Here is a 25314-nt window from a genome sequence, read left to right on the forward strand (position 1 = left end):
AGGAGTGAATCAACATGGCAACCGAAATCAAATCCGCATGGTCAGGTTTTATCCCTGGTCAGTGGATGAATGAAGTCAATGTCAGTGAGTTTATCCGTTTGAACCGTCATGAATACACAGGGAACGATACGTTCTTAGCAGGTCCGACAGAAGCGACAAACGTTCTTTGGAATCGTGTGATGGAACTGACAAAAGAAGAGCGTGAACGCGGAGGCGTTTGGGACGTTGATCAACACACACCATCGACAATCGTGTCGCATGGACCAGGTTACTTAAACAAAGAGTTAGAGAAAGTCGTTGGCGTTCAGACGGATGAGCCGTTCAAACGTTCGATTCACCCAAATGGCGGGATTCGCATGGTGGATGCCGCACTCGAATCATATGGTTTCGAACCAGATGAAGAAATCACAAAAATTTATTCAGAGATCCGTAAAACACATAACCAAGGTGTCTTCGATGCCTATACGCCTGAAATGCGGGCCGCTCGTAAATCAGGGATTATCACAGGTCTTCCGGATGCATACGGTCGTGGACGCATCATCGGTGACTATCGACGCGTCGCGCTCTACGGAATTGACTTCTTGATGGCAGAGCGCAAAAAAGACTTGGCGAAACGAGGTGGATTCTTATCTGAATCAGACATCCGTGACCGGGAGGAACTATCGGAACAACTTCGTGCCCTCCAAGAACTCAAACAACTCGGAGCCGCTTATGGATTTGACCTCGGTCGCCCTGCGGAAAACACGCAAGAAGCGTATCAATGGGTGTACTTAGCATACCTTGCTGCGATCAAAGAACAAAACGGTGCCGCGATGTCACTCGGACGCGTCTCGACATTCCTCGATGTGTACGCTGAACGTGACCTTGAAGCTGGTCGTTTAACAGAATCAGACGTTCAGGAAATCGTCGATCACTTCATCATGAAGCTTCGAATCGTCAAATTCTTACGGACACCAGACTATAACGAATTGTTCTCAGGTGACCCGACTTGGGTAACGGAGTCAATCGGTGGGATGAGTGAAGATGGTCGCTCGAACGTCACGAAGAGCTCGTTCCGATTCTTACATTCACTCACAAACCTCGGTCCTGCTCCAGAACCAAACTTGACGGTCCTTTGGTCGACGAAACTTCCAGAAGGCTTCAAACAATACTGTGCGAAAATGTCGATTGAAACATCGGCGATTCAATATGAGAACGATGACTTGATGATGCCACAATTCGGTGATGACTACGGTATCGCATGTTGTGTGTCACCGATGAAAATCGGAAAACAAATGCAGTTCTTCGGTGCACGTGCCAACATGGCAAAAGCCCTTCTTTATAGCATGAACGGCGGACGTGATGAGAAGAGCGGCGCTCAAATTGCTCCAGCTTGGGAAATGAATACAGAAGATGTGCTCACGTACGATAAAGTATATGCCGACTTTGACCGTACACTCGATTGGTTGGCAGAGCTATACGTCAATACGCTCAACGTCATTCACTTCATGCATGATAAATATGCGTACGAACGCATCGAAATGGCGCTTCACGATCCAGAAATCTTACGGACGATGGCTTGTGGGATTGCGGGTCTCTCTGTAACGGCAGATAGTCTTTCAGCAATCAAATATGCAAGCGTCAAACCCGTTCGGAACGAAGAAGGAATCATCGTCGACTTCGAAACGGAAGGCGACTTCCCGAAATTCGGTAACAATGACGACCGTGTCGACGCGATTGCCGTAGAACTCGTCGAATCGTTCATGGAAAAAGTACGGAAACATAAAACATACCGTGACGCGCTTCATACGCAATCGGTCCTCACCATCACATCGAACGTCGTCTACGGTAAGAAAACAGGGAATACGCCAGACGGTCGCCGTGCTGGTGAACCATTCGCTCCAGGTGCCAACCCGATGCATGGACGGGATACGAAAGGTGCGGCTGCATCGCTCTCATCTGTTGCGAAACTTCCGTTTGAACACGCACAAGACGGGATCTCGTATACGTTCTCAATCGTACCGAAAGCACTCGGAAAAGAAGAAATCGCACGTGAACTCAACTTGGCGGCACTTCTCGATGGGTATATGAGTGGAGAGCACAAAGGACATCATTTGAACGTCAACGTCTTCAACCGCGAGACGCTTCTCGACGCAATGGAACATCCAGAAGAATATCCACAACTCACGATCCGCGTATCTGGATATGCGGTCAACTTCATCAAGTTGACGCGTGAGCAACAGATCGACGTCATCAACCGTACGTTCCACGGTTCGTTGTAAGTAAAGGCTTAGCGGCCTTCCACGGAGGGCCGCTCATTCGTTAGGAGGTCATTTCGATGACAATGGGATATGTACATTCGGTCGAATCATTCGGAACAGTTGACGGCCCAGGGATTCGCTTCATCGTCTTTTTACAAGGTTGTGCGTTACGTTGTCTCTATTGCCATAACGCGGACACATGGGATTTCAAAAAGAATAACCACCGCTCGGCTGAAGACGTCATTCAAGAGGCGCTCAGTTACCGACCGTTCATGGAGGCATCGAACGGCGGCATCACCATCTCAGGTGGTGACCCACTCGCGCAACCTGAATTTTTAGAGGCACTGCTGCGTGAAGCGAAAAAGCATGGGCTCCATACGACACTCGATACGTCCGGTGCACTCCGTCCTCCTAACTTGGATGCGATTTTAGATCACACCGATCTCGTCTTACTCGATATCAAGCATATCGACGACGACATGTGTAAAAAATTGACGGGGCGTAGCAATGCCAACACGCTCGCGCTTGCCGAACACCTTTCCGAGCGCGGAACGAAAATGTGGATTCGCCACGTCCTCGTACCTGGATGGACGCTTGAAGAAGGGGCGCTTCGTCGTACCGCCGCGTTCATTCAAAAGTTAGACCATGTCGAGAAAGTCGAGATTCTGCCTTACCATGAGATGGGCGTCTATAAATGGGAGGCGCTCGGACTCGATTATCCCCTCAAAGGAACAAAACCTCCGACGTCTGATGAAGTCGAATGGGCGGAAGGAATCTTACAGGGAACTGTATAAAAAACAAGCGCAGGCCGCTCGGCCTGCGCTTGTTTTTTATATTTAGAGATTAGATAAAGGTTTGGACAATCAAAAATATATTTAATGCGATGACAATCGCTGTGATACCCCATCCAATCCATGTCGTAAAACGATGATTCACAAGCCCGCCCATTAACTCTTTATTACTCGTAAAGAGAAGCAGAGGGATGAGGGCGAATGATATACCGAAAGAGAGAACGACTTGACTCCAAACGAGAGCGTTTGACAAGTTGACACCGGAAAGAATGAGTAAGAGTGGAGGAGCCATCGTAATCACACGACGTATATAAATCGGAATATGCTTTTGAATGTACCCTTGCATGACGACATCCCCGGCCAATGTTCCGACAGATGCACTTGATAATCCGGCAACCATTAAGCCGATGCCAAATAACATGGCAATTGGTGATCCTAAAAAGGAGTCAAACTGCTGGTGAGCGATTTCTAAATCGTTTACGAACATCCCATTCTTATAAAAGACGGCAGCTGCGATAATCAACATACTGGCATTGATTGCGCCAGCGAGGACCATTGCGATTGTCACATCAATTCGTTCAAATTTCATGATGCGTTTTCGTGCTACCGCATCTTTTCCCTTGATTCGCCGTTGTGTCAAAGCAGAGTGCAAATAAATAGCGTGCGGCATGACAGTTGCACCTAATATTCCGGCAGCTAATAAAATACTCTCTGTCCCGTCAAAACGAGGTATGAGGAGACCTGACAAAAGGGGTTTCACTTCGGGCTGAGAGCTAAACGTTTGAATGGCAAACGCAAGAGCAACGACGAGTAGCATCCCAGTCACAAGCGTTTCAAGTGGTCGATAGCCACGTCTTTGTACTTCTAAGATGGCAAAAGAACCGGCCGCGGCAAGTAGTGCTGCTTGAATGAGCGTTATATCAAACACGAGGTAGATCCCGAGTGCCGCACCAACAAATTCTGCCAAATCAGTGGCCATAATCATTAATTCGGCTTGAATCCATAAAAAGACTGCGGTCTTCTTAGAGAAGCGGTCACGACAAATTTCAGGTAAGTTTTTCCCAGTCGCGATTCCGATTTTAGCAGACAGCGTTTGGATTAATCCGGCCATCAAGTTTGCGATTAAAATGACCCATAAGAGTAAATAACCAAATTGAGAGCCTGCTGCAATATTAGTTGCATAGTTTCCAGGGTCGATGTATGCGACCGAAGCGACAAAAGCTGGACCTAGAAAAGGGAGAAGTGTTTTTAGTTTTTGAGTCATCGAGCGATGTATTCGAATTGATTCGACTTCATTCAACATGACAGATCCTTCTTTCTTGCCTAATGGTTAATTTGTTTACTTAGGTAAACTTTTTAAGTATATGGCAAGTTTACGCCTGCCTAGAGAACCTGTCAAATTACAATAAAAAAGGACTGCGAGCAGCTTCGCTCACAGTCCAACGAACTTATATCCGCCGTTTTTTCTTTTCTAAGACGCGGGCGTGCTCTGCCTGTTTCTTCTCCATATAGAGAAGTTCCCGTTCTAGTTTGACGTAGCTCGCATAGCGTTTCGCATCTAACGTACCGTTCGTTAGCGCCTCTTGGACGGCGCAACCCGGTTCTTTCTGATGTGAGCAGTCGCGGAAGCGGCATGTCTCGGCAAGCGCTTCGATATCACGGAACGTCTCATCGAGATGCTCGCTTCCTTCCCATAGTCCGAATTCTCGCATCCCTGGTGTGTCGATGACGTATAAGTCGTCGATTCGAAACAGTTCGCGATGTGTCGTCGTATGTTTGCCGCGCTCGTCCTGCGCCCGGACGGTTTGCGTGACGGCAAGTGTCTCGTGGGCTAGGGCGTTTGTCAGCGTAGATTTTCCGACGCCAGACGAACCGACGAAGGCGATGGTGCTTTCGCTCGGTAACGCGTGACGAAGTTCAGCCACACCTTCTCCCGTCACAGCACTGACAGGAAATACTTGAATTCCAGGTGCGTTTAGCTCAATGTCTTCGAGCAGTGTGTCGACCGATTCGACTTGGTCCGTTTTTGTCAGGACGATGATGGGGATTGCACCTGTGTCCCACGCAGCTAGCGTATAGCGCTCAAGGCGGCGGATGTTGAAATCGTGTCCGCATGCCATCGTGATCAAGACGTAGTCGACGTTCGCACAGATCAGTTGTTCACGCGTCTCGTTGCCGGCGGCCGCTCGTGATAGAACGGTCCGACGCTCAAGGAGATGGTGAATCGTACCTTGACCATGCTCGCGAACTTGAATCGTGACATAATCGCCGATAACCGGGTAATCCCGTTCGCTCGTCGCCTCATGTCGAAATTTTCCGGAAACTCCGCACATGTAGGCGTTTTCTCCGATTGATACCGTGTAAAGATGTTGGAACTGTGCCGTGACACGTCCCGTTTCAGTTTGTTGATTCAAAAAGAATCCTCCTTTTAATGATGGAGGACGACAGCCCTCCGATTCGCTGACATTTGGTGACGTGCATGCATCATGTTGCTCATAAAACATCATCCTTTCATTGTTCGATAGCATCAGTGTACCACAGTTATTGGAAACGGTAACATCTCAGTCTAAAGACCGAGGCGAAACAAGCCTTCCGCTCGTCGACCTATACAAAATAACGTATTATGATAAGAGTGTACTTAACAAGGAGGGATAACAGATGAATCACCAAGTGAAAAAGGTGTTGTTCATCGTAGCCGCGATCGCTCTAGTGCTTGTGTTGATCGGTGCTTTACCGAATATGATTTTATTCGGATTAGGAGCGCTCTTGACGCTTTGGGCTGGAGTCCGTTTTCAGGCTGTGACACACATCGGTGCTAAAGTTGGTTTCGGAATCCTTGCCGTCATCGGGATTGGGACGATGCTCTCAAACATTTGGGCACTCATCGGAATCATTGTCGCGTGGTTGTTGTTTAAAGGGTATATGATGTATACAGGTGAGAAGCGCGACCCGGAAGTCGAAATTTTAAATGCCGACGGAACGCGTGCTAGCCGTAGCAGCTTCCAACAGTTCGATCAAGTGTGGCAAAAATTTGTTAATCGTCGTTAAGATTTCATAAGGAGGATTCACCATGAAGACACCGTTTGATCAGTTTCGTGAACTAGCGAATGAATTGACGAAAGAGATTTCAAAAGAAGTGAAGAAGTATCAAGATAAAGAGATGCCACGTTCGAGTGGAGAAGCGGAATTGAACCGCCATATCCGTGGAGCGGAGAAGGAAGCGTTATCGGTTGAGCGTCTCGTCGAACGTCAACGCACACTGCTTGCAGAACTTGCTGAAAAGCGTGATGATGCCAAAAAGATGGCAGATAAACGATATGAACAGACAGAACTGGCGAAGCAGGCTGGTGAAGAGAAGTTGGCAGAACGTGCAGCTCTTGAGTCAAAACACTACGGAGAACAGTATCGTTATTTCGAAGGGTTGATTGATGAAGGGGAGCGTGAATTGGATGCGCTAGAGCGTCGTGCACTCGAGATGAAACTCAAGCTCGATGAAATGCAAAACAAACGATATGAATTTGCGATGCGTGAAAATTTAGATCTTCTAAAAGGGGCACTTGACCAAATCTTCGGTCAAAACACGTCGCAGTCTCATCCGTTTACCGAGGAAGAGAAGAAAGAACAACCTGTTGAAGAGAAGAAAGACACGCAAGCAGATGAAGATGATTTTGAAGCAAAACTGAAAGAACTGGAGCGTCGCTTTAAACAAGAGTGAGGTGACGGTTCGGCGATGACCTGAACAAGGTCATCGCTTTCTTTGCTTCATACATATGAACAGAAAGGGGGAATGGACATGGAACGTTGGAACACACGTCAAATCATTGGATTCATGATTATTTTATTTTCAGTTGGACTCTTTATCGACATCGTGACGGGTGGGAATAGCGTCTTATTCAGCATGATCCTCCCATTGCTTCTTCTTTATATTGGAAGACGCTTCAGTCGTCGAGGTAAACAGTCGGCCAGCTATATCTTTTACGCCATCGGGGGCATTCTCTTGATTGGCTTGATCTTCTCGTCGGCCGCGTTTGGGTTTGTGCTCTCGGGTCTGTTGTTGCTATTCGGGTATCGACTCTATAAGAATCGACCGGTTGAATCAAAAATTCGGACACCACTTCGTCAGGAACAAGCCTTCTCGTTCGGTATGAAAGAGTCAGGGCACTATGTGTTACGCGATACGAATGAGTTCTTTTTGTTGCGTGATGTTGAGATGGATCTATCACAAGCCATCATTCCTGAAGGGGAGACGTTCTTGCTCCTAAATGGACTTGCGGGAGACATCCGCATCCTCATTCCAGCGGGTTATGATTATTCGATTGATGCGTCGATTGGATTTGGGAAAGTCCAAGTGGATGATTCGAACTATTCACCGGTTTTTAACCGGCGCTTCTATACGGCGTCTGATGATTATGTCCAGGCTACACGGAAAGTTCGGATTCATATCGTGCTCATGAGCGGAAGTGTTGAGGTGATGACGGTATGAAAAAGGATTCTTATCCACGAACGGTCGTCTGGCATCAATTGTTCAGTAGCCTCTTAACGGCTTTCTTGATTACAGTGGCGTTTCTCATAGGTGACTCGACTTCACTGAGCGACTTGTTTTCGCGTGAAGAAGGGTTGCCTTTCGGTGTGTCCATTTTGGTGATTGCCGTTTTGATTGGCAGTATCTTTGGAGTCGCATCATACTTTTACTTACGTCGAGACTTCCGAGAGGTCGCGAATGCCCTTTGGAAACTAGAGAACCAAAAAGAAATCACGTTCCGACCGTTGTCGCCTTACCGAGACACGCTCGAACGAATCGTCCGCGTCTCAAAACAACGTCAAGAGATGATCGAGATGGCGAAGCGAGTCGGTGAGCGTCCAGTCAGTGTGGAAGAGGCGCGTAGTGAAGCGGTCGTCGAAGAAAGACGTCGCGTCGCACGAGAACTTCATGATTCGGTGAGTCAACAGCTCTATGCCATCTCGATGATGACGACTGCGGTCAAACAGACGATGCAGACGAAACCGGAATTAGCGAGTAAACAAATGGAGCAAGTGGAGCTCATGGCTCAAACGGCACAGGCAGAGATGCGGTCGTTACTCCTACAACTACGACCGGTGGAATTAGAGGGCATGACGTTAAAAACTGGGATTGAACGCCTATTAGAAGAACTGTCGCGTAAACAGTCGACTGAACTCGTCTGGCGTCTAGAAGAAGTGAAGCTATCACGGCACACCGAAAATGAACTGTTCCGCATCGTCCAAGAGGCAATCAGTAACACGTTGCGGCATGCGAAGGCGACTCGCCTAGAAATTGAGATGCGAACGGTACAACAGACGGTCATTTTAAAGATCAACGATGACGGAATCGGATTTAACGTGGACGATACACAAGTCGCCTCATATGGATTACAATCGATAAGAGAGCGCACGGCGGAAGTCGGTGGGACGTTACGATTGGTCAGTGTGCCGAATGTCGGAACACAAATCGAAGTACGTGTGAAACAACAAGTGGAGGGGTAATGATGATTCGAGTTGTATTAATTGATGATCATGAAATGGTCCGAGCGGGCGTGTCTGCCTTTTTATCGACACAACCGGACATTGAAGTCGTCGGTGAGGCATCGGACGGCGCGACGGGAGCGGAGCTTGCGATTGCGGAAAAACCGGACGTCGTCCTCATGGACTTAGTCATGGAACCGGTGGACGGGGTTGAATCGACGAAACGAATCAAAGCGAATTGGAAAGAGGCTAAGATTCTAGTCGTGACGAGTTTCTTGGATGACGAGAAAGTATACCCGGTCATTGAAGCCGGTGCGATGAGCTATGTCCTCAAGACGGCAAACGCCAATGAAATTGCCGACGCGATTCGTCAGACGGCTGCCGGCAATCCCGTTATGGCTGCCCAAGTGACAGGAAAGATGCTCGAACGTCTACGTCACCCGGAGATGACCCTCCATGAGAGCTTGACTGCACGTGAACGAGAAATTTTGCAACTCATGGCAGAAGGGAAGTCGAATCAAGTCATTGCGGACGAATTGTTTATTTCACTGAAGACGGTAAAGACGCACGTCTCGAACATCTTGACGAAACTTGACGTCTATGACCGAACACAAGCGGTCGTGTATGCGTTTCAACATAATCTCGTGAGTAAAGGATGAATCGGCTCCCGGTAATTGAAACGGAACGTCTTCGACTGCGCCCCCTTCAAATGGAAGATATTCCACACGTATTCGCCATTTTTTCAAATGAACGCGTGCTCCAGCATTATGGGATGGAGCCGCATCAAACACTTGAAGAGACGGAGCAGATGCTTACCCACATGCTCGCTCAAATTGAGACGGGGGCCATCATCCGTTTTGCGATTGAACATCGAGAATCAAAAACGTTAATTGGAACAATCGGTTTTCACAATCGGGCGCCGTCACACCGTCGCGCCGAAATCGGTTATGAACTCAGACCAGAATATTGGCGTTCGGGTTATGCGACCGAAGCCCTCCATGCGGCCCTACAGTTTGCCGAGACATGTGAGATTGAACGTGTCGGTGCCATTGTCTATATCGACAATCTCGCATCGCAACGTATGCTTGAGAAGAATGGGTTCGTTCAAGAAGGTCGACTACATAATTACATGCGTCAGCGGGGACAAGCCCATGACGTCTATGTCTATAGCTATATGACAACCGAACTGACTCATCCGTCGATTTGAGCACACCCGCATTACGCGTGGTGTGCTTTTTCGTTTGTGAGACAAACAAAATGGGAACCGAGTAAAGGTGAGTTATTCGCTCAAAGGAGGACGACAGGATGAAAGCAGCATATATCGAACAGTATGGCGGATCAGACGAATTCAAAGTAGGGGAGCTTGAGCAACCGACAATCGGTGCAGATGACGTATTGATTGAGGTTCATGCCGCAAGTGTCAACCCGGTGGATTGGAAGTTGCGTGAAGGATACTTAAAAGAAATGCTTCATTTCGAAATGCCGCTCGTCATCGGATGGGATGTATCGGGAGTCATCAAAGAAGTCGGGGCGAATGTGACCGAGCTTGAGGTCGGCGATGAAGTATTCAGCCGTCCGGATATTGCGAGGCAAGGCACATATGCCGAATATGTGGCGGTCGATGCCCATCTCGTCGTCAAGAAACCCAATTCATTGAGCTTCGAGGAGGCCGCGTCACTTCCGCTCGTCGCGCATACGGCATGGCAAGTCATGTTCGAAGTGATGGATGCGAAACCGGGTGACCGAATCTTCATCGGTGCTGGTTCAGGTGGTGTCGGAACGGTTGCCATCCAGCTTGCGAAAGCACACGGATTGTATGTCGTCACGTCAACCAGTACGCCGAACGTGGACTGGGTCAGCGAACTCGGGGCCGACGAGGTCATCGACTATAAACGACAAGATCCATCAGAAACCGTCCGCGATCTTGACTTCGTATTCGATACGATGGGAGGAGACGGACAGAGCAAGCTGTATCACATGCTTAAAGAAAATGGGATGCTCGTCTCCATTTCCACACCACCGAATGAAGAAGAAGCCGAACAGGCGAATGCCCGCGCGGAGTATGTCTTCATGCAACCGACAGGGGAGCGCTTGAAAAAAATTGCGAAAGCTGTTGAAAAAGGCGAACTGAAACCTGTGATCGACCGTGTCTTTGATTTGGAAGACACGAAACTTGCCCATGACTATGGAGAAGAAGGGCATGCCAAAGGGAAAATCGTCATTAAAGTGAAATGATAAAAAAAGAGGTGGATTCCCGGAGTGCGAACCGGAAATCTACCTCTTTTTCATTAGATGTGAAAGGCTACCTCATGTGGAATCAGCCCTTTTTCTGTGCTTGTATCTGTTCATCGATTTCAGACAAGTATGTCCACCGTTCCATCTTGGCATCAAGTGATTCTTTCAGTTCGGCGATTGTTGCGTACAATTCATTCACTTTTCCGAGGTCGCTGCCCGCGGTCGCAAGCGTCGCTTCTTGTGCTTCAATCTGTTCTTCAAGCGCGGCGATGTCTTCTTCAATCGTGTCCCATTCCTTCTGTTCTTTGAAGGTGAATTTCACGACTTCCGACTTCGCTCGTTCTTTTTTCTCTTTTGGTTCTTTCTCTTTCTTCACTTGACGAACCTCTTCTTGGCGCATCGCCAAGTAGTCACTGTATTCTGCGTGATACACCTGGATCGTACCGTCTTCAAATGCGATCAACTGTCCGGCAACACGGTCTAGGAAATAACGATCGTGGCTGACGGCGATGACGGTGCCAGGGAACGATTCTAAATAGTCTTCTAACACGGATAACGTTTCCGTATCCAAATCGTTCGTCGGCTCATCGAGGAACAAGACGTTCGGTTCGTCCATGAGAATCCGCAGGAGGACAAGGCGTCGTTTTTCTCCACCGGATAACTTCGCAATCGGTTTATATTGCGCGTCCGGTGAAAAGAGGAAGCGTTCGAGCATTTGACCGGCCGTGATTGTCTCGCCGTCCGGCGTATAAATCACTTTCGCAATCCGCTCGATTTCGTCTATCACGCGTCGTGATTCGTCTTCAAACTCGACTTGTTGACCGTAATAGCCGAGATGGACCGTTTCCCCGTGCACGATGGTACCGTTTGTCGGTTCCAACCGCTTGGCGAGCAGGTTCATAAGTGTTGATTTCCCGCTCCCGTTCGGTCCGACAATGCCGTAGCGTTCACGGCGTCCGAAAATCCAATTGAACTGCTGAATGAGGAGCGAATCGTCGTATCCAAAAGACAAGTCCTCGACTTCGATGACCTTTTTACCGAGTCGGCGCGATCCGACGGAAACGTCGAGTGACTCTTCTTCGGCCAAGTTTTCTTGATGTTTCAAGTCTTCGACACGTTGAATGCGTGCTTTTTGTTTCGTTGTTCGTGCTTTTGCGCCTCGACGTAACCAAGCGAGTTCACGACGTAAAATATTTTGCCGTTTCTGTTCCATCGATTGTGCCCGTGCTTTTCGTTCGGCCCGCTTCTCAAGGAACAGCTCATAGTTCCCGTTATAGAAATAACTCGTCCCGTCTGCAATCTCTAAGATATGGTTTGTGACACGATTTAAGAAGTAACGATCGTGGGTGATGAGAAGGATGGCTCCCCGATAATCCGCAAGCATCGTCTCGAGCCATGCGATCGTGTCGGCATCAAGTTCGTTCGTCGGCTCATCTAAGAGCAGTAAGTCTGCTTCGTCGAGTAACGCTGCGGCGAGAGCGACACGCTTTTGTTGTCCACCTGACAAGGCGTTCACATCGACGGACACGTCAGGAAGACCGAGCCGGTTCAAGATCGACTTCAGTTTTGCTTCCGTTTCCCAAGCGTCTGCGACATCGACAGCCTGCTGCGCTTTCATGAAACGTTCGAGTAATTGCTCACTCGTTGGATTTGCTTCGAGCGCTTGGCGGGCACGTTCGAATTGTTTCAGAGCTTGAACGGATGGTGTATCGCTCGTGAACAAGGCGTCAAGAATCGTTTGACCTTCATCAAATTGGACGCTTTGAGTCAGGTAGCGGATGCGGTAATCATTTGGATGTTGCATCGTTCCCTTGTCTGCCGTCTCGGCACCAGCGATGATTTTCATGAATGTCGACTTTCCAGAACCGTTCACTCCGATGATTCCGATGCGGTCTCCTGGATGAATCGTCATTGTCACATCGTCAAATAAGACTTTGTCGGCAAACTCTTTATGAATGCCCTCAATCATTAATAAACTCATGCGTTCTCTCCTTCAATCTGTTGACGAATGGCTGCTTCGACCGTTGCAGCGATTTCCTTATTCGGTAAGTCAGCCGGATCGATCGCGGGTAAGAAAGTGACGTCGACCGTTGCCGGAGTGATTCGATTTTTAGCTTCTAACAGTTTGTAGCTCCCTTGAATGGCAACCGGAACAATCTTCGCACCACTTGACGTCGCGAGTGTCAAACTCCCAGCTTTAAATTCTTTCATAGGACCGCCTTTTGAGCGTGTTCCTTCTGGGAAGACGATCATTGACTGACCGGATTGGATTGTCTCGACGCCTGAGCGAATCGCTTTAATTGATTGACGACGATCGCTTCGATCGATAAAAATACAGCCCATCAATTCCATCCAACGCGGGATAATCGGGAATTTCTGTACTTCAATTTTCGAAATGAATGCCTTTGGTCGTTTCGTGGCCGTCAACATGATGGGAACGTCAAAGTTTCCTTGGTGGTTTGATACGTAGACGACCGGTTCATCCGGAATGTGATCCTGTCCATGGACCCGAATGTCGGCACCGGCAATTTTCAACAAGAATTGTGCCCATTTATAAGCGATGTCTTGTACATAGCGATAACGCTTTGGTGGATCGATTTTTTTCGCCTTCTGTAAAAATGGGACGGTGATCGGTAACACCGCAAAAAATGAGAAAAACCATACAGCTGTTCGAATCATTTTATTTTCTCCTCTCATAATGACAACAAGAAAGAGTCTTCTTCTCTTGACGAGAATCCGACCCTTCGGCATGAATCCTTATTCCCAAAAGCGAGAATCGCTCTCTTCTTCCTCTTCCTCAAGCTCGAACGTAATGCGTTTATTCACAGGATCGACGACGAAATAAGCGCCGTCTTGTTCAATACTTTTAATTTGCATGGCTTGGTCGTTCCCGATTTCAAGGGTGAGGCGGATGCGATTGTCGTCATCGACAAGTAAGATTCCATCTTCCTTTAACCAAAGCTCCATGACAGGTGAATAACGAAGTAGCCATTCATTCGATAACGGAATTTCATTCATACGATTGTGTGCCTCCTGCGATTATAAATCCAATGTACGTTGTCTGTTCCTTCATAGAATACCAAATGTGGAGAGGGAAGACGAGCGTTATGTAGAGCGTTTCCGTGTCGTCGAATGCATTCTGGCCACGACGCGTTTGATTCGTTTCTGGTTCCGCCGTTCCACAAAGAACTCGCTCGCTTGCATAAAGAGTTGTTTGAAGGAAGACAGTCCCATCGCAATTAAAACAGCAAATAGAAAAGTCCCAATCGGATCTTTATACAGTTCGGACTGGAACAAGAAAGCGAGGCCTGCAGTCGATAAGATGGTCGTAAGAAAATAGAAAATCATAGCGGAGTCTCCTTTTCTTATGTGGTAGTAAAGAAAAAGGCAAGGTCTTTTAATCGTATTCGACCTTTTGTAGGAAATTCCTGTTTGCGTTTGGCAAAGAAAAAACGCCTCCAGTAGCACGGAAGACGTTTACTCTTGAGTCATATAAGTCGATGATGACGATACGTTTGTATCCACACCGTTTGAAAAAATGAAGCTGAGTGATGCGAGTAATGCGAAAAAGGCGACGAGTAGCCCTTTTGTAAAACGTTTTGCAAACGAACGAGACTGTATATCAAACATTTATTATCCCCCGATCAATCCTAAATGAAACCTTATCTATACTGGACACTTCCTATATAATAACGTTTTCAAAAATAGGATACTAGAAGAAAAAAAGACGTTCACAAAATTGTCACAAAATTTTAATAAATCATCTACCTTCCATTTGTTGTGACGTTTTTCCCTTTCTTCTTGCATTCACAATTTCGTCACATTTATTCAAAATGTTGAAAGAGAACATGATATGATTAGGAACGTGTGTAGATAGGTATACTGACAGTAATAGATTAGAAAAGGATGTGGGTGTAATGGCATTGCGCGCAGGAGAAGTAGTAGACTTGGTCGCGGAACGTTCTGCTGATTTTGGAGTATTCATTAGTAACGGTCGCGAAGAGGTACTCCTTCATCGAAAAGAACAGACGGAAGAAGTGACGGTCGGTCAAACGGTTCGTGTCTTTTTATATCATGACTCAGAAGGGCGTCTCGCATCAACGATGACGATTCCGACGGTCTCTTTCGATGAGTATGAATGGTGTGAAGTGACTGGCGTTCGATATAACACAGGTGTCTTCGTCAATATCGGGATTCAAAAAGATGTTCTCGTCTCGATGGACGACTTACCAGAGAACCGGTCATATTGGCCGCAAACGGGAGACCAATTGTGCATTCGTTTGAAGTATGACCAAAAAGGACGTTTGCTTGGGGATCCGGCACCTTATGCATACTTGAACTTGTTGGCACGTCCATCGAAAGAAGAATGGAACAACCAAGATGTTCAAGCGACTGTCGTCAATAAACGTGAAGTTGGCGTCAACGTATGGGTCGAAGGAGAATCACTCGGTTTCTTACACGAAGCAGAAATGACACGTTGGCCACGTCTCGGTGAACAATTGACGGTTCGAGTGACCCAAGTGAAACAAGATGGAACGGTTCTCGTTTCTATGAAACCACGTGCCTATGAGGCGATTGACGGCGATGCGGCGAGCGTCCTCTCTTATATCGAGGAACGTGGTGGTCAAATGCCGTACGGCGACAAGACGGCTCCCGACGTCATTGACCGTGAGTTCGGGATGAGCAAAGCCGCGTTTAAACGGGCGCTCGGAAAACTATTAAAAGAAAAGCAAGTTGAAAAGCTCGACAACGGCTACAAATTGAAATAAGATAACTCATGTTCGGATGACATGAAAAAGTTTGAAAATGTATTTCTTTCATTTTAGGAATAAATACGTTATAGTTAATAAAGTTGACTATGAGGAAACATTGAGAAAACGTCTGTAGATCTGTCAAACTGAACTCAGACGTTTTTTGTATGAACAAAGGAGAATATAATTTGACAAAATTCCAAGATTTACAATTAAGTGAAGCGTTAGTAAAAGGTGTACACAAAATGGGCTTCGAGGAAGCTACACCGATCCAAGCTGAGACAATTCCTGTCGCACTCACAGGAGTGGACGTATTAGGACAAGCACAAACAGGTACAGGGAAAACAGCAGCTTTCGGTATTCCGACAATTGAGCGAATCGATTCAAAGGCACGTCAAGTCCAAGCACTCGTTCTTGCACCGACACGTGAACTTGCGATTCAAGTTGCAGAAGAATTAAACAAAATCGGAGAAACAAAGCGCGTATACGCACTTCCTGTTTACGGTGGTCAGCAAATCGACCGTCAAATCCGTGGTTTGAAAAAGAACCCACAAATCGTCGTTGCAACACCAGGACGTCTCATGGACCACATGAAACGTAAAACAATCAAACTTGATGACATTCAAACGGTCATCTTGGATGAAGCAGACGAAATGCTCAACATGGGCTTCGTTGAAGATATCGAAACGATTTTGGCTGGTCTTCCTGAAGAGCGCCAAACGCTTCTTTTCTCAGCGACGATGCCACCACAAATCAAAAAGATTGCAGAGCGTTTCATGAAGTCGCCGACAATCATCAAAGTCAAAGCGAAAGAAATGACAGTTGAGAACATCAACCAACAGTTCATCGAATTGCGCGAAGGTCAAAAATTCGATACGCTTTGCCGTTTGATCGACATCGACTCACCAGAACTCAGCATCATCTTCGCTCGTACGAAGAAACGTGTTGATGAAGTGACAGAAGCACTTATCAAGCGCGGATATACAGCAGATGGTCTTCACGGAGACTTGACGCAATCAAAACGTGACCAAGTGATTCGTCGTTTCAAAAACGGAACGATCGATATCTTAGTAGCGACTGACGTTGCTGCACGTGGACTTGATATTTCAGGTGTCACGCACGTTTACAACTTCGATGTACCACAAGACCCAGAGAGCTACGTACACCGTATCGGTCGTACAGGTCGCGCTGGTAAAACAGGTACTGCCCTCACATTCATCACACCACGTGAGTTTGGACAAGTAAAAGCAATCGAACGTGTAACGAACAAACGCATGAACCGTCGTCACGTACCGACAATCGCGGAAGTACTTGAAGGAAACCAAAAGCAAGCAGCTGAAGAGTTGATCGAACGCGTTCAAGCGGGCGACTTCAAAGCGTACACGCAACTTGCGACTGAACTTCTTGAAGAGTATGAAGCAGTTGAAATTCTCGCTGCAGCCCTTCGTGGATTGACGAAAGAGCCAGATTCAACACCTGTTGAAATCTCGTACGCTGAACCAGTTCGTGTCAAACGTCAAGGTGGCCGTGGTGGCGATCGCGGTGGATACCGTGGTCGTAACGACCGTCGTGGCGGTGGCCGTGGTGGCGATCGTCGTGGTGGACGCGGTGGCGAACGTCGTGATGGACGCAGTGGAGACCGTAAAGGATCATACCGTGGTGACGATCGTCGTCGCTCGGATGACCGTGGTCCACGCCGTCCGCGTGACTAATCATCGTGAAATGCCGCATTTCCTTAAGTGGATTTGCGGCTTTTTTTATTGTGTCGTGCTACACTAGTTGAGTAGAGATAGAAGGATGAGGTGTCAACGGATGGTGGAATTAAGTTTCGGTCTCCTTGTGCTATTTGGTTGTGTGCTCGCACTCAAACCAATCGTGTCAAAGACAGACCGTCCTAACTTTCGTTATATCCCCGTGGCGACATTGTTGTTTGGAGCGATGATTTTTTTAGTGTTAGCCATTGGAGTAGGCGGGAAGATGGGCATTGCATATGGCGTAATGAGTATCGCCTATTTTATTGCTTGTTTCGGTGCCTATATGTATGTACACACGCGAACGAGCTGATTGTAGCTCGTTTTCGCATTTAACGAAGAGGTGATGAGTTATGGATGCGGTAGAAGTGATGGTCCATCCTGAAGAAGTGATGGTGACGTATGAACCAATCCTTGGAGCGGCAACGTTTCAAGTGGAAGGCTATATGGTACATGGGCGATTCCGAGGCGAATCGTTGACACCATTTTTTTATGATGATGACGTTCCGCTCGAGTATCAGTTAGACATCGCCCAACGGATGGAGCAACTGGCAGCAGCACAACTTCGAGACGCCAAGCCATTCGTCACATTCAGATGTCGGTCGGAATGGATTCTTGAAGAAGGGGGAGAAGCTTTTTTAGCTCCGCTTCGCGAATTGAATTTCCCGTTACATCGTATTTATGTGACGCTTCAAGGGACGGATTTGGTTGATGTTCCTCGCCTATCGCGTGTCATTCAATACTACCGTTCATATGGACTGAAAATTGCCCTAGACTTCGCAGAGTCGACGAGTATCGAGGACATTATGACACTCGCGCCAGAATTGTTGCTTGTCGATCTTGGTACGATGGTGGAGAAAAAGACGTTGTCGGTCACCTATCCGAACATGCTTCAAACGATGGAATATATCGCTTCGAAGCTCGGTGCACCGCTTCTGTACAAATCCATCAACCATATCGGACAGCTTCGTTATGCTTGGCAACACGGCGGTCGCTATTATATGGGTGGTTTGCTTGGTCTAGAAGACGAGCTTCCACAACGAGAAATCAAAGGAATGGGTGTCTTGGCGCAAGAAGTGCCTTCTTTCTTTTTACATGATCAGAAGCGATTGAATCGTTTATACGAACTTGAGTTTGAGTTACATCGTCGAATCGGAGAACTCGTTCAATCCGGGAAATGGTCGAGAGATAAGAAAGACGAGTGGATTCAATACATCGCACCGAAGCTCGAGGAAGTGTTTGTCCGTTACTATTTGACGGATAAGACAGGTTTTCAGACGAGTGCAAACGTCTACTGTGTGAACGGAGAATGGCGTGTCGATAATACGTATCGGGGTTACAACTGGAGTTTCCGTCCATATTTCATTCAAACGATGGCGGCCATGGACGTTCGAGGACGTGGCTATTTATCAGGAGACTATCGTGATTTCAGTTCAAACGAAGTGACGCGTACGTTCAGCTATCCGTTACCCGACGGCATGTTCTTGTTCGCCGACATATCCGAAGAATATCTGTACCAGAATCGATTATTAGACTGAAAGGAAGAGTTATGATGTTAGATTATGATTACGATGCGTTACGCGAGATCGGTCGAATCGTCGCACTTGCACGAGATGAGATGGCGAAAGCCGTCAAACCGGGCATGACGACAAAAGAATTGGATGCGATTGGGCAACGTATTTTAGAAGAAGAGGGTGCGGCTTCTGCACCGATTACGATGTATGAGTTCCCAGGGTACACGTGTATCTCACTCAATGACGTCGCCGCCCACGGGATTCCTGGAGAGGAAGTCATTCAAGAAGGCGATATCGTCAACGTTGACGTCTCGGCTGTGAAGGATGGCTATTATGCCGATACGGGTCGTACGGTCATTGCGGGCGCAGCAAAATCACCTCAACATGAACGATTGGTCGAAGTGTCGTTGACGTCGCTAGAAGCGGGTCTTAGCAAAGTCAAAGCGGGCGTGAAAGTCAACCAGATCGGGAAAGCCATTTATTCGGACGCGAGGAAGAATGGATTCACGGTCATCCGTAACTTGGCCGGACACGGACTCGGTCGGACGTTACACGGAGAGCCAGAGACGATTTCAAACTACTATAGCCGCGAAGAGAATCAGCTTTTAAAAGCTGGGCAAGTGATTGCGGTCGAAACATTCATTTCGACGAAAGACGAAATCGTCTATCAGTCGGAAGAAGACGGATGGACACTCTTCACACCGAACAAAAGCCTCGTCTCACAGTTCGAGCATACGGTCATCGTCACTGAAGATGGATATGAAGTGTTAACGGGGTCATTCCGTTAAAAAAAGGTGTGGTTCTCGTGAACCGCACCTTCTTTATGTTTGTAAGAAAATCACTTCTTCGCGTAACTGTTCGATTACAACCCAGTCTGGATGTACCGAATCCGGTAGCGTCAACTTCCCATTCTCGACATCGAGTGGTGTATCGAGCAAATCTTGCTCGAAGTAAGCGCTCGTCCCAGACATGTCCGCCGGAAAGCTCGCGCCGCTGAGCGAAGCGAATAATAGGGTATGATACCTTCCGATCCCTGATTCATACATTCCACCGACCCAGTACGGCGTTCCGTGTTTCCGAATGTGTAACGCCTCACTGAAACCACCGACACGTGCCGGCTTAATATTGACGATTTTACCCGCGCCGAGTTGCGTCATCGTCTCCACATCGTCGTAAGACGTAATCGACTCATCGAGGCAAATCGGTGTTTTGAGTTTTTGTTGAAGAGTCGCCGATTTGGCGAACTGACGGCTCGGATACGGTTGTTCAATCATCAATAACTGATGGGTGTCGATTTGTTCGAACCATTCTATCGGTTGATCGGACGCGCTTCCGTTTAAGTCAATCATGAGTGGCGCATCTGGAAAGACAGCTCGGATTTCGCGTAGTGCCGGGAGTAATTCATTAGGGGAGGCTTTTAATTTGATTCGCTCGAAACCATCGGCTAGCGCTGCTTCAATCGAGTTCATCGTCTGATGGAGTAGCCCAATCCCGATCGTTCTACCGCAGGAGACGGTATCCCCGGCCTTCATATACGACTTAAGTGACATGTTCGCGCGTGCTGCTTCAATCTCCCATAATGCACTTTCCCACATCGCTTTCGCCATTCGTTGACCGATAACCGATGAGACGAGGGTCGGAAACACGTCCGTCGTGACCGTCATGCCCTTTAATAGATGAAGAATCAATTTTGATGTATCAATCATGGACTGAGTCGTTTCTTCCGTGTACCAAGGTGTCTCAAAGGCGACACCTTCGCCATATCCGACGACACCATCTACAGTTTCAAGTCGAAGGATGAGTGTTCGTCTCACCGACAAAACGGCGTGCGCCGTTACGATGGGGTGTTTAAATGTCAAAGGGACGATTGAAAGGTCAGCACGTCTGATCATGGCAGTAGCTCCTTTAAGCGATGACGCATTAATTTTCCGTTCGCGTTTCGGGGTAGGTCCTCTACGTGATGAATCGCAAGCGGATGTTTATACTTGGCTAACTGGGAATCAAGGATTTTCTGCATCTCCGTCGGGTCATATGATCCGACGACGAAGGCGAGCGGGACTTCTCCCCAGGTCGGGTGTGCTTGTTTCGTAACCCCAACGTCTCGGACACCGGCACATCGTAACATCGCAGCCTCGATTTCAGCAGGGTATACGTTTTCACCACCAGAAATAATGAGGTCGCTTCGGCGATCGTGTACATATAAATACCCGTCTTTCATCGTTCCGAGATCACCCGTTTTCCAGTAACCGTCTGGTGTCCAGGCGTCTGATTCGGGTTGTTCGAAGTACCCACTCGTCACAGTTGGTCCTTTTACCTCAATCTCCCCGTCCTGACTGATTCGGATCACGGTCGGTGCGATGGATCTCCCGCTCGAACCGATATGTGAGAGCGCTTCGTTTGGAAGTAGCGTGGCGACTTGAGAACACGTTTCGGTCATCCCATATGTTTGAGCGACCGGTAACTGTCGTCGCTCTGCTTCTTCTAGTAACGGACGAGGGACTGGCCCACCTCCGACGAGCAAGGTGCGAAGACTGTGTTTTTCTAGCCCGGCATCCAGCAGTCGCTGAAGCATGATAGAGACGAGTGACAACTGAGTAATGCCTTCAGTTTCAATTAAATAAAGGGTGCGGTCGACATCAAAACGTGGCTCAACATAAAGCGTCGAACCGATGATTGCACTCCGATACACTTGAGAAAGTCCACTCATATGGAAGAGTGGCGTCACCGTAAGCATTCGGTCAGATGGACGATAGTCTAGATGCGCTTCGGCAGCACGTGCGCTTGCGAGATGATTTCCATACGTCTGTTGTACAGCCTTGGCCCGCCCCGTCGTACCAGACGTAAACATGAGAGACATCGTGTCATTTTCTTTCCACTCATGTGTCACCGTGAAACATGATCGCGCCCGACGTGTCACGAAAAGTTGTGTGACTTGCAAATCAATCTCATCATCGACAAGAAGCAAATCGACTCTTGCTGTGTTTAACTGAGTGCGCACTTCCTCTTCAGTCAAGCGTGTGTTGATTGGAACGAGTACTTTGCCAAGCAGGTGCACCGCATGGATAGCGATGATATAGTCTTTGCTGTTTTTAGCGAATATGCCAATCTTTTCGGCAGTGGGTGTCTGTTCATGGATGTATTGGGCAAGTTGCAGGCTCTCGGTACGTAACGCTTCCCACGTCAGTCTCTCTTCACGTGTCACGAGTGCAATCTGTGATGCCGGATGTTGATCAATCCATTCATACATGTCTGTAACCTCCAAAAAAAGAGTAGCGGAATCGCTACTCTCTCAACAAAATTAAGGGAAACGTGGGAATTGACCGAAGTCAGGGTCACGTTTTTCTTTGAACGCATCGCGTCCTTCTTTCGCTTCATCGGTTGTGTAGTAGAGAAGCGTTGCGTCTCCAGCGAGTTGCTGAAGTCCAGCAAGACCGTCTGTGTCCGCATTCATTGCTGCTTTCAAGAAGCGAAGTGCAGTTGGTGAGTGTTGTAAGATTTCTTGGCACCACTTGACTGTTTCTGCTTCAAGTTGATCGAGAGGGACGACTGTGTTGACGAGTCCCATTTCGAGTGCTTCTTGTGCATCGTACTGGCGGCAAAGGTACCAGATTTCACGAGCTTTCTTATGGCCAATGATGCGCGCTAAGTAACCAGAACCATATCCTGCATCGAACGAACCAACTTTAGGACCTGTTTGTCCGAAGCGAGCGTTGTCCGCTGCAATCGTTAAGTCACATACGACGTGAAGGACATGTCCTCCGCCGATTGCAAAACCTGCGACCATGGCGATGACCGGTTTTGGAATGACGCGAATGAGGCGTTGAAGGTCGAGGACGTTCAAGCGCGGGATTTCATCTTCCCCGACGTATCCGCCATGCCCACGAACTTTTTGGTCTCCACCTGAACAGAATGCCTTTTCGCCTTCACCCGTCAAGATGATGACGCCGACTTCTTTATCGTCGCGTGCGCGTGCGAATGCATCAATCAATTCATTGACCGTCAACGGACGGAACGCGTTGCGTACCTCTGGACGGTTGATGGTGATTTTAGCAATCCCATTCCATGTTTCATATTTAATGTCTTCATACGTACGGACCGATGTCCAGTTCGCTACTGATTCCATTTTAAATACCCCCTAAAATCAATTTCTTTATTATTGTACCAAACTCTGGTGCATTCTCGATATGAGGAGCATGCCCCGCATCTGAAATTTCATAGATTTTAATATCAGACCGTTCTTTCTGCATGTCTCGTGCAATCGCTTTGAACTTAGAATCTTCTGCCCCGACAATCAAATCGACGTGGGGAAGGCGGTGCAATGCCCCCCAGAGCGAAGGCATATGACCTGTACCGATGGCGCGCAAACTGTTCGCAAGAGCAGTCGGATGTTGTGCGAGTCGGTCCTTCCTAAGTGATTGTTTCATCTCTTCAGTTTGTCGCCAAAGTGGAAGGTTCTCCCATCGCTTGACGAATGCGGAGAGTCCTTCGGTTTCGATGAATCGGGCAAGTTCTTCGTCTTGACGTCGACGAGCTGTCCGTTCTTTAGAAGATCGGAGACCGGGTGTCGTGCTGACCCCGATGACATGTTCGACGCGTTTGTCGCACGCGGCGAGTGTCAATCCGATTCGACCGCCGAGTGAATAACCGACGACTGTCCAAGGACGATCGTCTAAATCGAGTAGGCGTGAAAGATCCTTCACTTGTTGACTCATCGTCGAACGAGTGACGGGAGGGCGTTCCGTTGCGCCATGTTGCAATAATGAAGGTGACACGAGTCGAACCGGTAAGCTAGGGAATGAATCGACCCATTGAGCATTTCCCGTGAACCCGTGTAAAAATAATACTGGTTTTCCTTCTCCTCGAATGCATACTTCATAGTCGACACCTCGCAACTCGACGATCATGCCTCATTCTCCGTGACGAGACGAGCGCAGACAGACTGCGTCCATCCTCGGTGAGTCGTCACGTTTTGCTCCCGATCCGATGGGAACTCAATCAAATGAATGCCGTCTTCAATCGCTTCTTGAATCTCCTGTGGTTGCTCAATCAGACGATAGGACAACCCGTAAGTCTCGGCAAACCCACGAATGTTCAAATTAAGCGGTGTCCCAAACAAATCTTCGAAAAGTTGGGTATCGACGGAAGCTTGCGGTAAAAAGGAGAAAATCCCTCCACCATTATTATTCGAAATCACGACTGAAAACTTCCCAGGATGATGTTTTAACAGTTGTAGGGCATTGCTATCATGATAGAATGCCAAATCACCAATCAGTAGAGCGGCATGAGACGTGTCATAACAGCTACCGAGTGCGCTCGAAAGAACACCGTCAATCCCGTTGGCGCCTCGGTTTGCAAGAACTTGCACGCTCTTTCCGGCGGATAATGTCGTATCGACATCACGAATCGGCATACTGTTACTGACGAAGAGACGTTCGATTGACGTATCGAGCAACCGTTTCGTCAATTCGGCTTCTCCCTGGAGTGAAGGCTTCGCCGTTTCCGTGACATTCTCGAAGAAACGTAGTCGTTCGACGTAACGTGAATCATTTGTTGATTCAATGAGTGGTAAAAAGTCGAGTGCGTCTCCGTAACAGATGGTCGCACGGCTACTTGGGTCACGATAAGAGCCCAGCTCTTCAATCACAACTAGCTCCGTCGCAGTCATCCACTGATTGAGTCGTTTTGAAACGGGTGCGGCACCGAATCGGATGAACACATCCGGTAACCAGTCGGCTTTATGTTCACTTGCGAGCCACGTGTCGTAGTTCGTCAAGACACCGTCGAAACGACGCATGCCGCTGAGTGGATCCGCAAAGATCGGGATATTATGCTCGGTCGCTGATTTGTAAATGGCTTTTTGCCATGATATCGGTGTGTAAGGCCCGACAACGAATGCGAGTTGCTTTTGACTCGTACGTTCCAAAAAGATTTCCCGATCGATGTTTGTCGGGCGAACACGCTGTCTTTCCGGTATAGCGGGTTCACCTCTCAGCATCAGCTTCAACTGTTCAAGGTCTGGGAGTAACGGTTCTCGGAACGGGACATTCAAGTGAACGGGTCCCATGGGTGACTGCATGGCAAGATTCGTGAAGCGAGTGACTGTCTGCTGCATGAACGGCAGCGTTGCTTCTTCAGGTACAGGTAAGTCGAGACTCGTCTTTACTTGTTCACCGTATAATCGGACTTGATTGATTGCTTGTGGTGCCCCGACGTTCCGAAGTTCATGTGGTCGATCGGTCGTCAAGACGATGAGCGGCAATTGCGAAATGAATGCCTCCGTCACCGCCGAGTAGTAATTTGTCGCAGCCGTACCGCTCGTGCAAATGAGTGCGACAGGACGGATAATGTCCGTCGATCGAGTCAATCCGAGAGCATAAAATGCAGCGGAGCGCTCATCGACGATGATGTGATGGCGGATTTGCGGGTGTAAATAAGCCGCTATCGCGAGTGGGGTCGAACGAGAACCCGGACTGATGACCACGTCGGTCACGCCAGATTCAACAAGTCGATTCACCATGGATGCTACCCAGTCGGTCAACATCTTATTCATG

26 protein-coding genes are annotated in these 25314 nt (G+C 48.1%); 14 read left to right on the forward strand and 12 right to left on the reverse strand.

What is annotated here, in order from left to right:
• The first annotated feature begins 14 nt into the window (after window positions 1-14).
• A complete protein-coding gene (gene pflB / locus ACQKD4_RS12845) occupies window positions 15-2261 on the forward strand; it encodes a formate C-acetyltransferase (RefSeq protein ID WP_427373603.1) in 2247 nt (748 codons plus the stop codon).
• A gap of 56 nt (window positions 2262-2317) precedes the next feature.
• Complete coding sequence (gene pflA, locus ACQKD4_RS12850; RefSeq protein WP_026826768.1) at window positions 2318-3034, forward strand: pyruvate formate-lyase-activating protein; 717 nt, start codon at window positions 2318-2320, stop codon at window positions 3032-3034.
• A gap of 49 nt (window positions 3035-3083) precedes the next feature.
• Here the strand turns inward: pflA and ACQKD4_RS12855 are convergent, their stop codons facing one another.
• Together ACQKD4_RS12855 and rsgA are read right to left on the reverse strand one after the other, a co-directional pair.
• Window positions 3084-4334 (reverse strand): Nramp family divalent metal transporter, encoded by a 1251-nt coding sequence (locus ACQKD4_RS12855; protein ID WP_427373605.1) that lies wholly within the window; start codon window positions 4332-4334, stop codon window positions 3084-3086.
• Window positions 4335-4479: 145 nt separating this feature from the next.
• Window positions 4480-5445, reverse strand: a complete 966-nt coding sequence (gene rsgA, locus ACQKD4_RS12860; RefSeq protein ID WP_427373606.1) for a ribosome small subunit-dependent GTPase A — start codon at window positions 5443-5445, stop codon at window positions 4480-4482.
• A gap of 244 nt (window positions 5446-5689) precedes the next feature.
• Here rsgA and ACQKD4_RS12865 point away from each other — a divergent pair, with 244 nt between their 5' ends.
• The 7 genes from ACQKD4_RS12865 (at window position 5690) to ACQKD4_RS12895 (ending at window position 10747) form a co-directional block, all read left to right on the forward strand.
• Window positions 5690-6079: a hypothetical protein gene (locus tag ACQKD4_RS12865; RefSeq protein ID WP_427373607.1), complete on the forward strand. Its 390-nt coding sequence runs from the start codon at window positions 5690-5692 to the stop codon at window positions 6077-6079.
• Between the two features lie 22 nt (window positions 6080-6101).
• A complete protein-coding gene (locus tag ACQKD4_RS12870) occupies window positions 6102-6746 on the forward strand; it encodes a PspA/IM30 family protein (protein WP_214696394.1) in 645 nt (214 codons plus the stop codon).
• A 78-nt stretch (window positions 6747-6824) separates the two neighbouring features.
• Window positions 6825-7514, forward strand: a complete 690-nt coding sequence (liaF, locus tag ACQKD4_RS12875) for a cell wall-active antibiotics response protein LiaF (RefSeq protein ID WP_015880836.1) — start codon at window positions 6825-6827, stop codon at window positions 7512-7514.
• Window positions 7511-8533 (forward strand): sensor histidine kinase, encoded by a 1023-nt coding sequence (locus ACQKD4_RS12880; RefSeq protein WP_074033063.1) that lies wholly within the window; start codon window positions 7511-7513, stop codon window positions 8531-8533. The genes liaF and ACQKD4_RS12880 overlap by 4 nt, the downstream gene beginning before the upstream one ends.
• A 2-nt stretch (window positions 8534-8535) precedes the next feature.
• A complete protein-coding gene (locus tag ACQKD4_RS12885; RefSeq protein WP_078146350.1) occupies window positions 8536-9171 on the forward strand; it encodes a response regulator in 636 nt (211 codons plus the stop codon).
• Complete coding sequence (locus tag ACQKD4_RS12890; RefSeq protein WP_427373609.1) at window positions 9168-9719, forward strand: GNAT family N-acetyltransferase; 552 nt, start codon at window positions 9168-9170, stop codon at window positions 9717-9719. Before ACQKD4_RS12885 ends, ACQKD4_RS12890 begins: the two co-directional genes overlap by 4 nt.
• Before the next feature lie 98 nt (window positions 9720-9817).
• Window positions 9818-10747: an NADP-dependent oxidoreductase gene (locus ACQKD4_RS12895; RefSeq protein WP_427373610.1), complete on the forward strand. Its 930-nt coding sequence runs from the start codon at window positions 9818-9820 to the stop codon at window positions 10745-10747.
• 82 nt (window positions 10748-10829) lie between these two features.
• Here ACQKD4_RS12895 and ACQKD4_RS12900 read toward each other — a convergent pair whose 3' ends face one another.
• The 5 genes from ACQKD4_RS12900 to ACQKD4_RS12920 form a co-directional block, all read right to left on the reverse strand.
• Window positions 10830-12728 (reverse strand): ABC-F family ATP-binding cassette domain-containing protein, encoded by a 1899-nt coding sequence (locus ACQKD4_RS12900; RefSeq protein WP_427373612.1) that lies wholly within the window; start codon window positions 12726-12728, stop codon window positions 10830-10832.
• A complete protein-coding gene (locus ACQKD4_RS12905) occupies window positions 12725-13426 on the reverse strand; it encodes a lysophospholipid acyltransferase family protein (protein ID WP_214696387.1) in 702 nt (233 codons plus the stop codon). The genes ACQKD4_RS12900 and ACQKD4_RS12905 overlap by 4 nt, the downstream gene beginning before the upstream one ends.
• 78 nt (window positions 13427-13504) lie before the next feature.
• A complete protein-coding gene (locus tag ACQKD4_RS12910; RefSeq protein WP_026826759.1) occupies window positions 13505-13765 on the reverse strand; it encodes a hypothetical protein in 261 nt (86 codons plus the stop codon).
• An 87-nt stretch (window positions 13766-13852) separates the two neighbouring features.
• Entirely contained in the window at window positions 13853-14095 is a 243-nt protein-coding gene (locus ACQKD4_RS12915; RefSeq protein WP_074033069.1) for a hypothetical protein, read from the reverse strand.
• A gap of 129 nt (window positions 14096-14224) precedes the next feature.
• A complete protein-coding gene (locus tag ACQKD4_RS12920) occupies window positions 14225-14377 on the reverse strand; it encodes a hypothetical protein (RefSeq protein ID WP_015880844.1) in 153 nt (50 codons plus the stop codon).
• Window positions 14378-14664: 287 nt separating this feature from the next.
• Here ACQKD4_RS12920 and ACQKD4_RS12925 point away from each other — a divergent pair, with 287 nt between their 5' ends.
• From ACQKD4_RS12925 to map, 5 genes are all read left to right on the forward strand, one after another.
• The gene (locus tag ACQKD4_RS12925; RefSeq protein WP_214696385.1) at window positions 14665-15516 is read left to right on the forward strand and encodes a CvfB family protein; all 852 of its coding nucleotides are present in this window, start codon (window positions 14665-14667) and stop codon (window positions 15514-15516) included.
• 170 nt (window positions 15517-15686) lie between these two features.
• Entirely contained in the window at window positions 15687-17210 is a 1524-nt protein-coding gene (locus tag ACQKD4_RS12930; RefSeq protein WP_214696383.1) for a DEAD/DEAH box helicase, read from the forward strand.
• Between the two features lie 100 nt (window positions 17211-17310).
• Window positions 17311-17562 carry a hypothetical protein gene (locus ACQKD4_RS12935; RefSeq protein ID WP_214696381.1) on the forward strand — a complete coding sequence of 84 codons (252 nt, stop codon included), beginning with the start codon at window positions 17311-17313 and terminating at the stop codon, window positions 17560-17562.
• Between the two features lie 40 nt (window positions 17563-17602).
• Window positions 17603-18787 carry an EAL-associated domain-containing protein gene (locus tag ACQKD4_RS12940; RefSeq protein WP_214747210.1) on the forward strand — a complete coding sequence of 395 codons (1185 nt, stop codon included), beginning with the start codon at window positions 17603-17605 and terminating at the stop codon, window positions 18785-18787.
• 14 nt (window positions 18788-18801) lie between these two features.
• Window positions 18802-19551 carry a type I methionyl aminopeptidase gene (gene map / locus ACQKD4_RS12945; protein ID WP_274664132.1) on the forward strand — a complete coding sequence of 250 codons (750 nt, stop codon included), beginning with the start codon at window positions 18802-18804 and terminating at the stop codon, window positions 19549-19551.
• Window positions 19552-19584: 33 nt separating this feature from the next.
• On the opposite strand, the gene menC is transcribed toward map, so the two are convergent.
• Genes menC through menD form a run of 5 tightly spaced genes read right to left on the reverse strand, consistent with a single transcriptional unit; the run spans window position 19585 to window position 25313 of the window.
• Complete coding sequence (gene menC, locus ACQKD4_RS12950; protein ID WP_427373613.1) at window positions 19585-20655, reverse strand: o-succinylbenzoate synthase; 1071 nt, start codon at window positions 20653-20655, stop codon at window positions 19585-19587.
• Window positions 20652-22010: an o-succinylbenzoate--CoA ligase gene (menE, locus tag ACQKD4_RS12955; protein ID WP_427373614.1), complete on the reverse strand. Its 1359-nt coding sequence runs from the start codon at window positions 22008-22010 to the stop codon at window positions 20652-20654. The genes menC and menE overlap by 4 nt, the downstream gene beginning before the upstream one ends.
• Before the next feature lie 51 nt (window positions 22011-22061).
• Window positions 22062-22886 (reverse strand): 1,4-dihydroxy-2-naphthoyl-CoA synthase, encoded by an 825-nt coding sequence (gene menB, locus ACQKD4_RS12960; RefSeq protein WP_214696369.1) that lies wholly within the window; start codon window positions 22884-22886, stop codon window positions 22062-22064.
• 1 nt (window position 22887) lies between these two features.
• The gene (locus ACQKD4_RS12965; protein WP_214761155.1) at window positions 22888-23667 is read right to left on the reverse strand and encodes an alpha/beta fold hydrolase; all 780 of its coding nucleotides are present in this window, start codon (window positions 23665-23667) and stop codon (window positions 22888-22890) included.
• Window positions 23664-25313, reverse strand: coding sequence for a 2-succinyl-5-enolpyruvyl-6-hydroxy-3-cyclohexene-1-carboxylic-acid synthase (gene menD / locus ACQKD4_RS12970; protein WP_427373615.1), 1650 nt, complete (start codon window positions 25311-25313; stop codon window positions 23664-23666). The genes ACQKD4_RS12965 and menD overlap by 4 nt, the downstream gene beginning before the upstream one ends.
• Window position 25314: the final 1 nt, after the last annotated feature.

It is taken from the genome of Exiguobacterium sp. NPDC077395 (assembly GCF_050269125.1).
GTDB classification, from domain to species: Bacteria; Bacillota; Bacilli; order Exiguobacteriales; family Exiguobacteriaceae; genus Exiguobacterium; species Exiguobacterium aestuarii_A.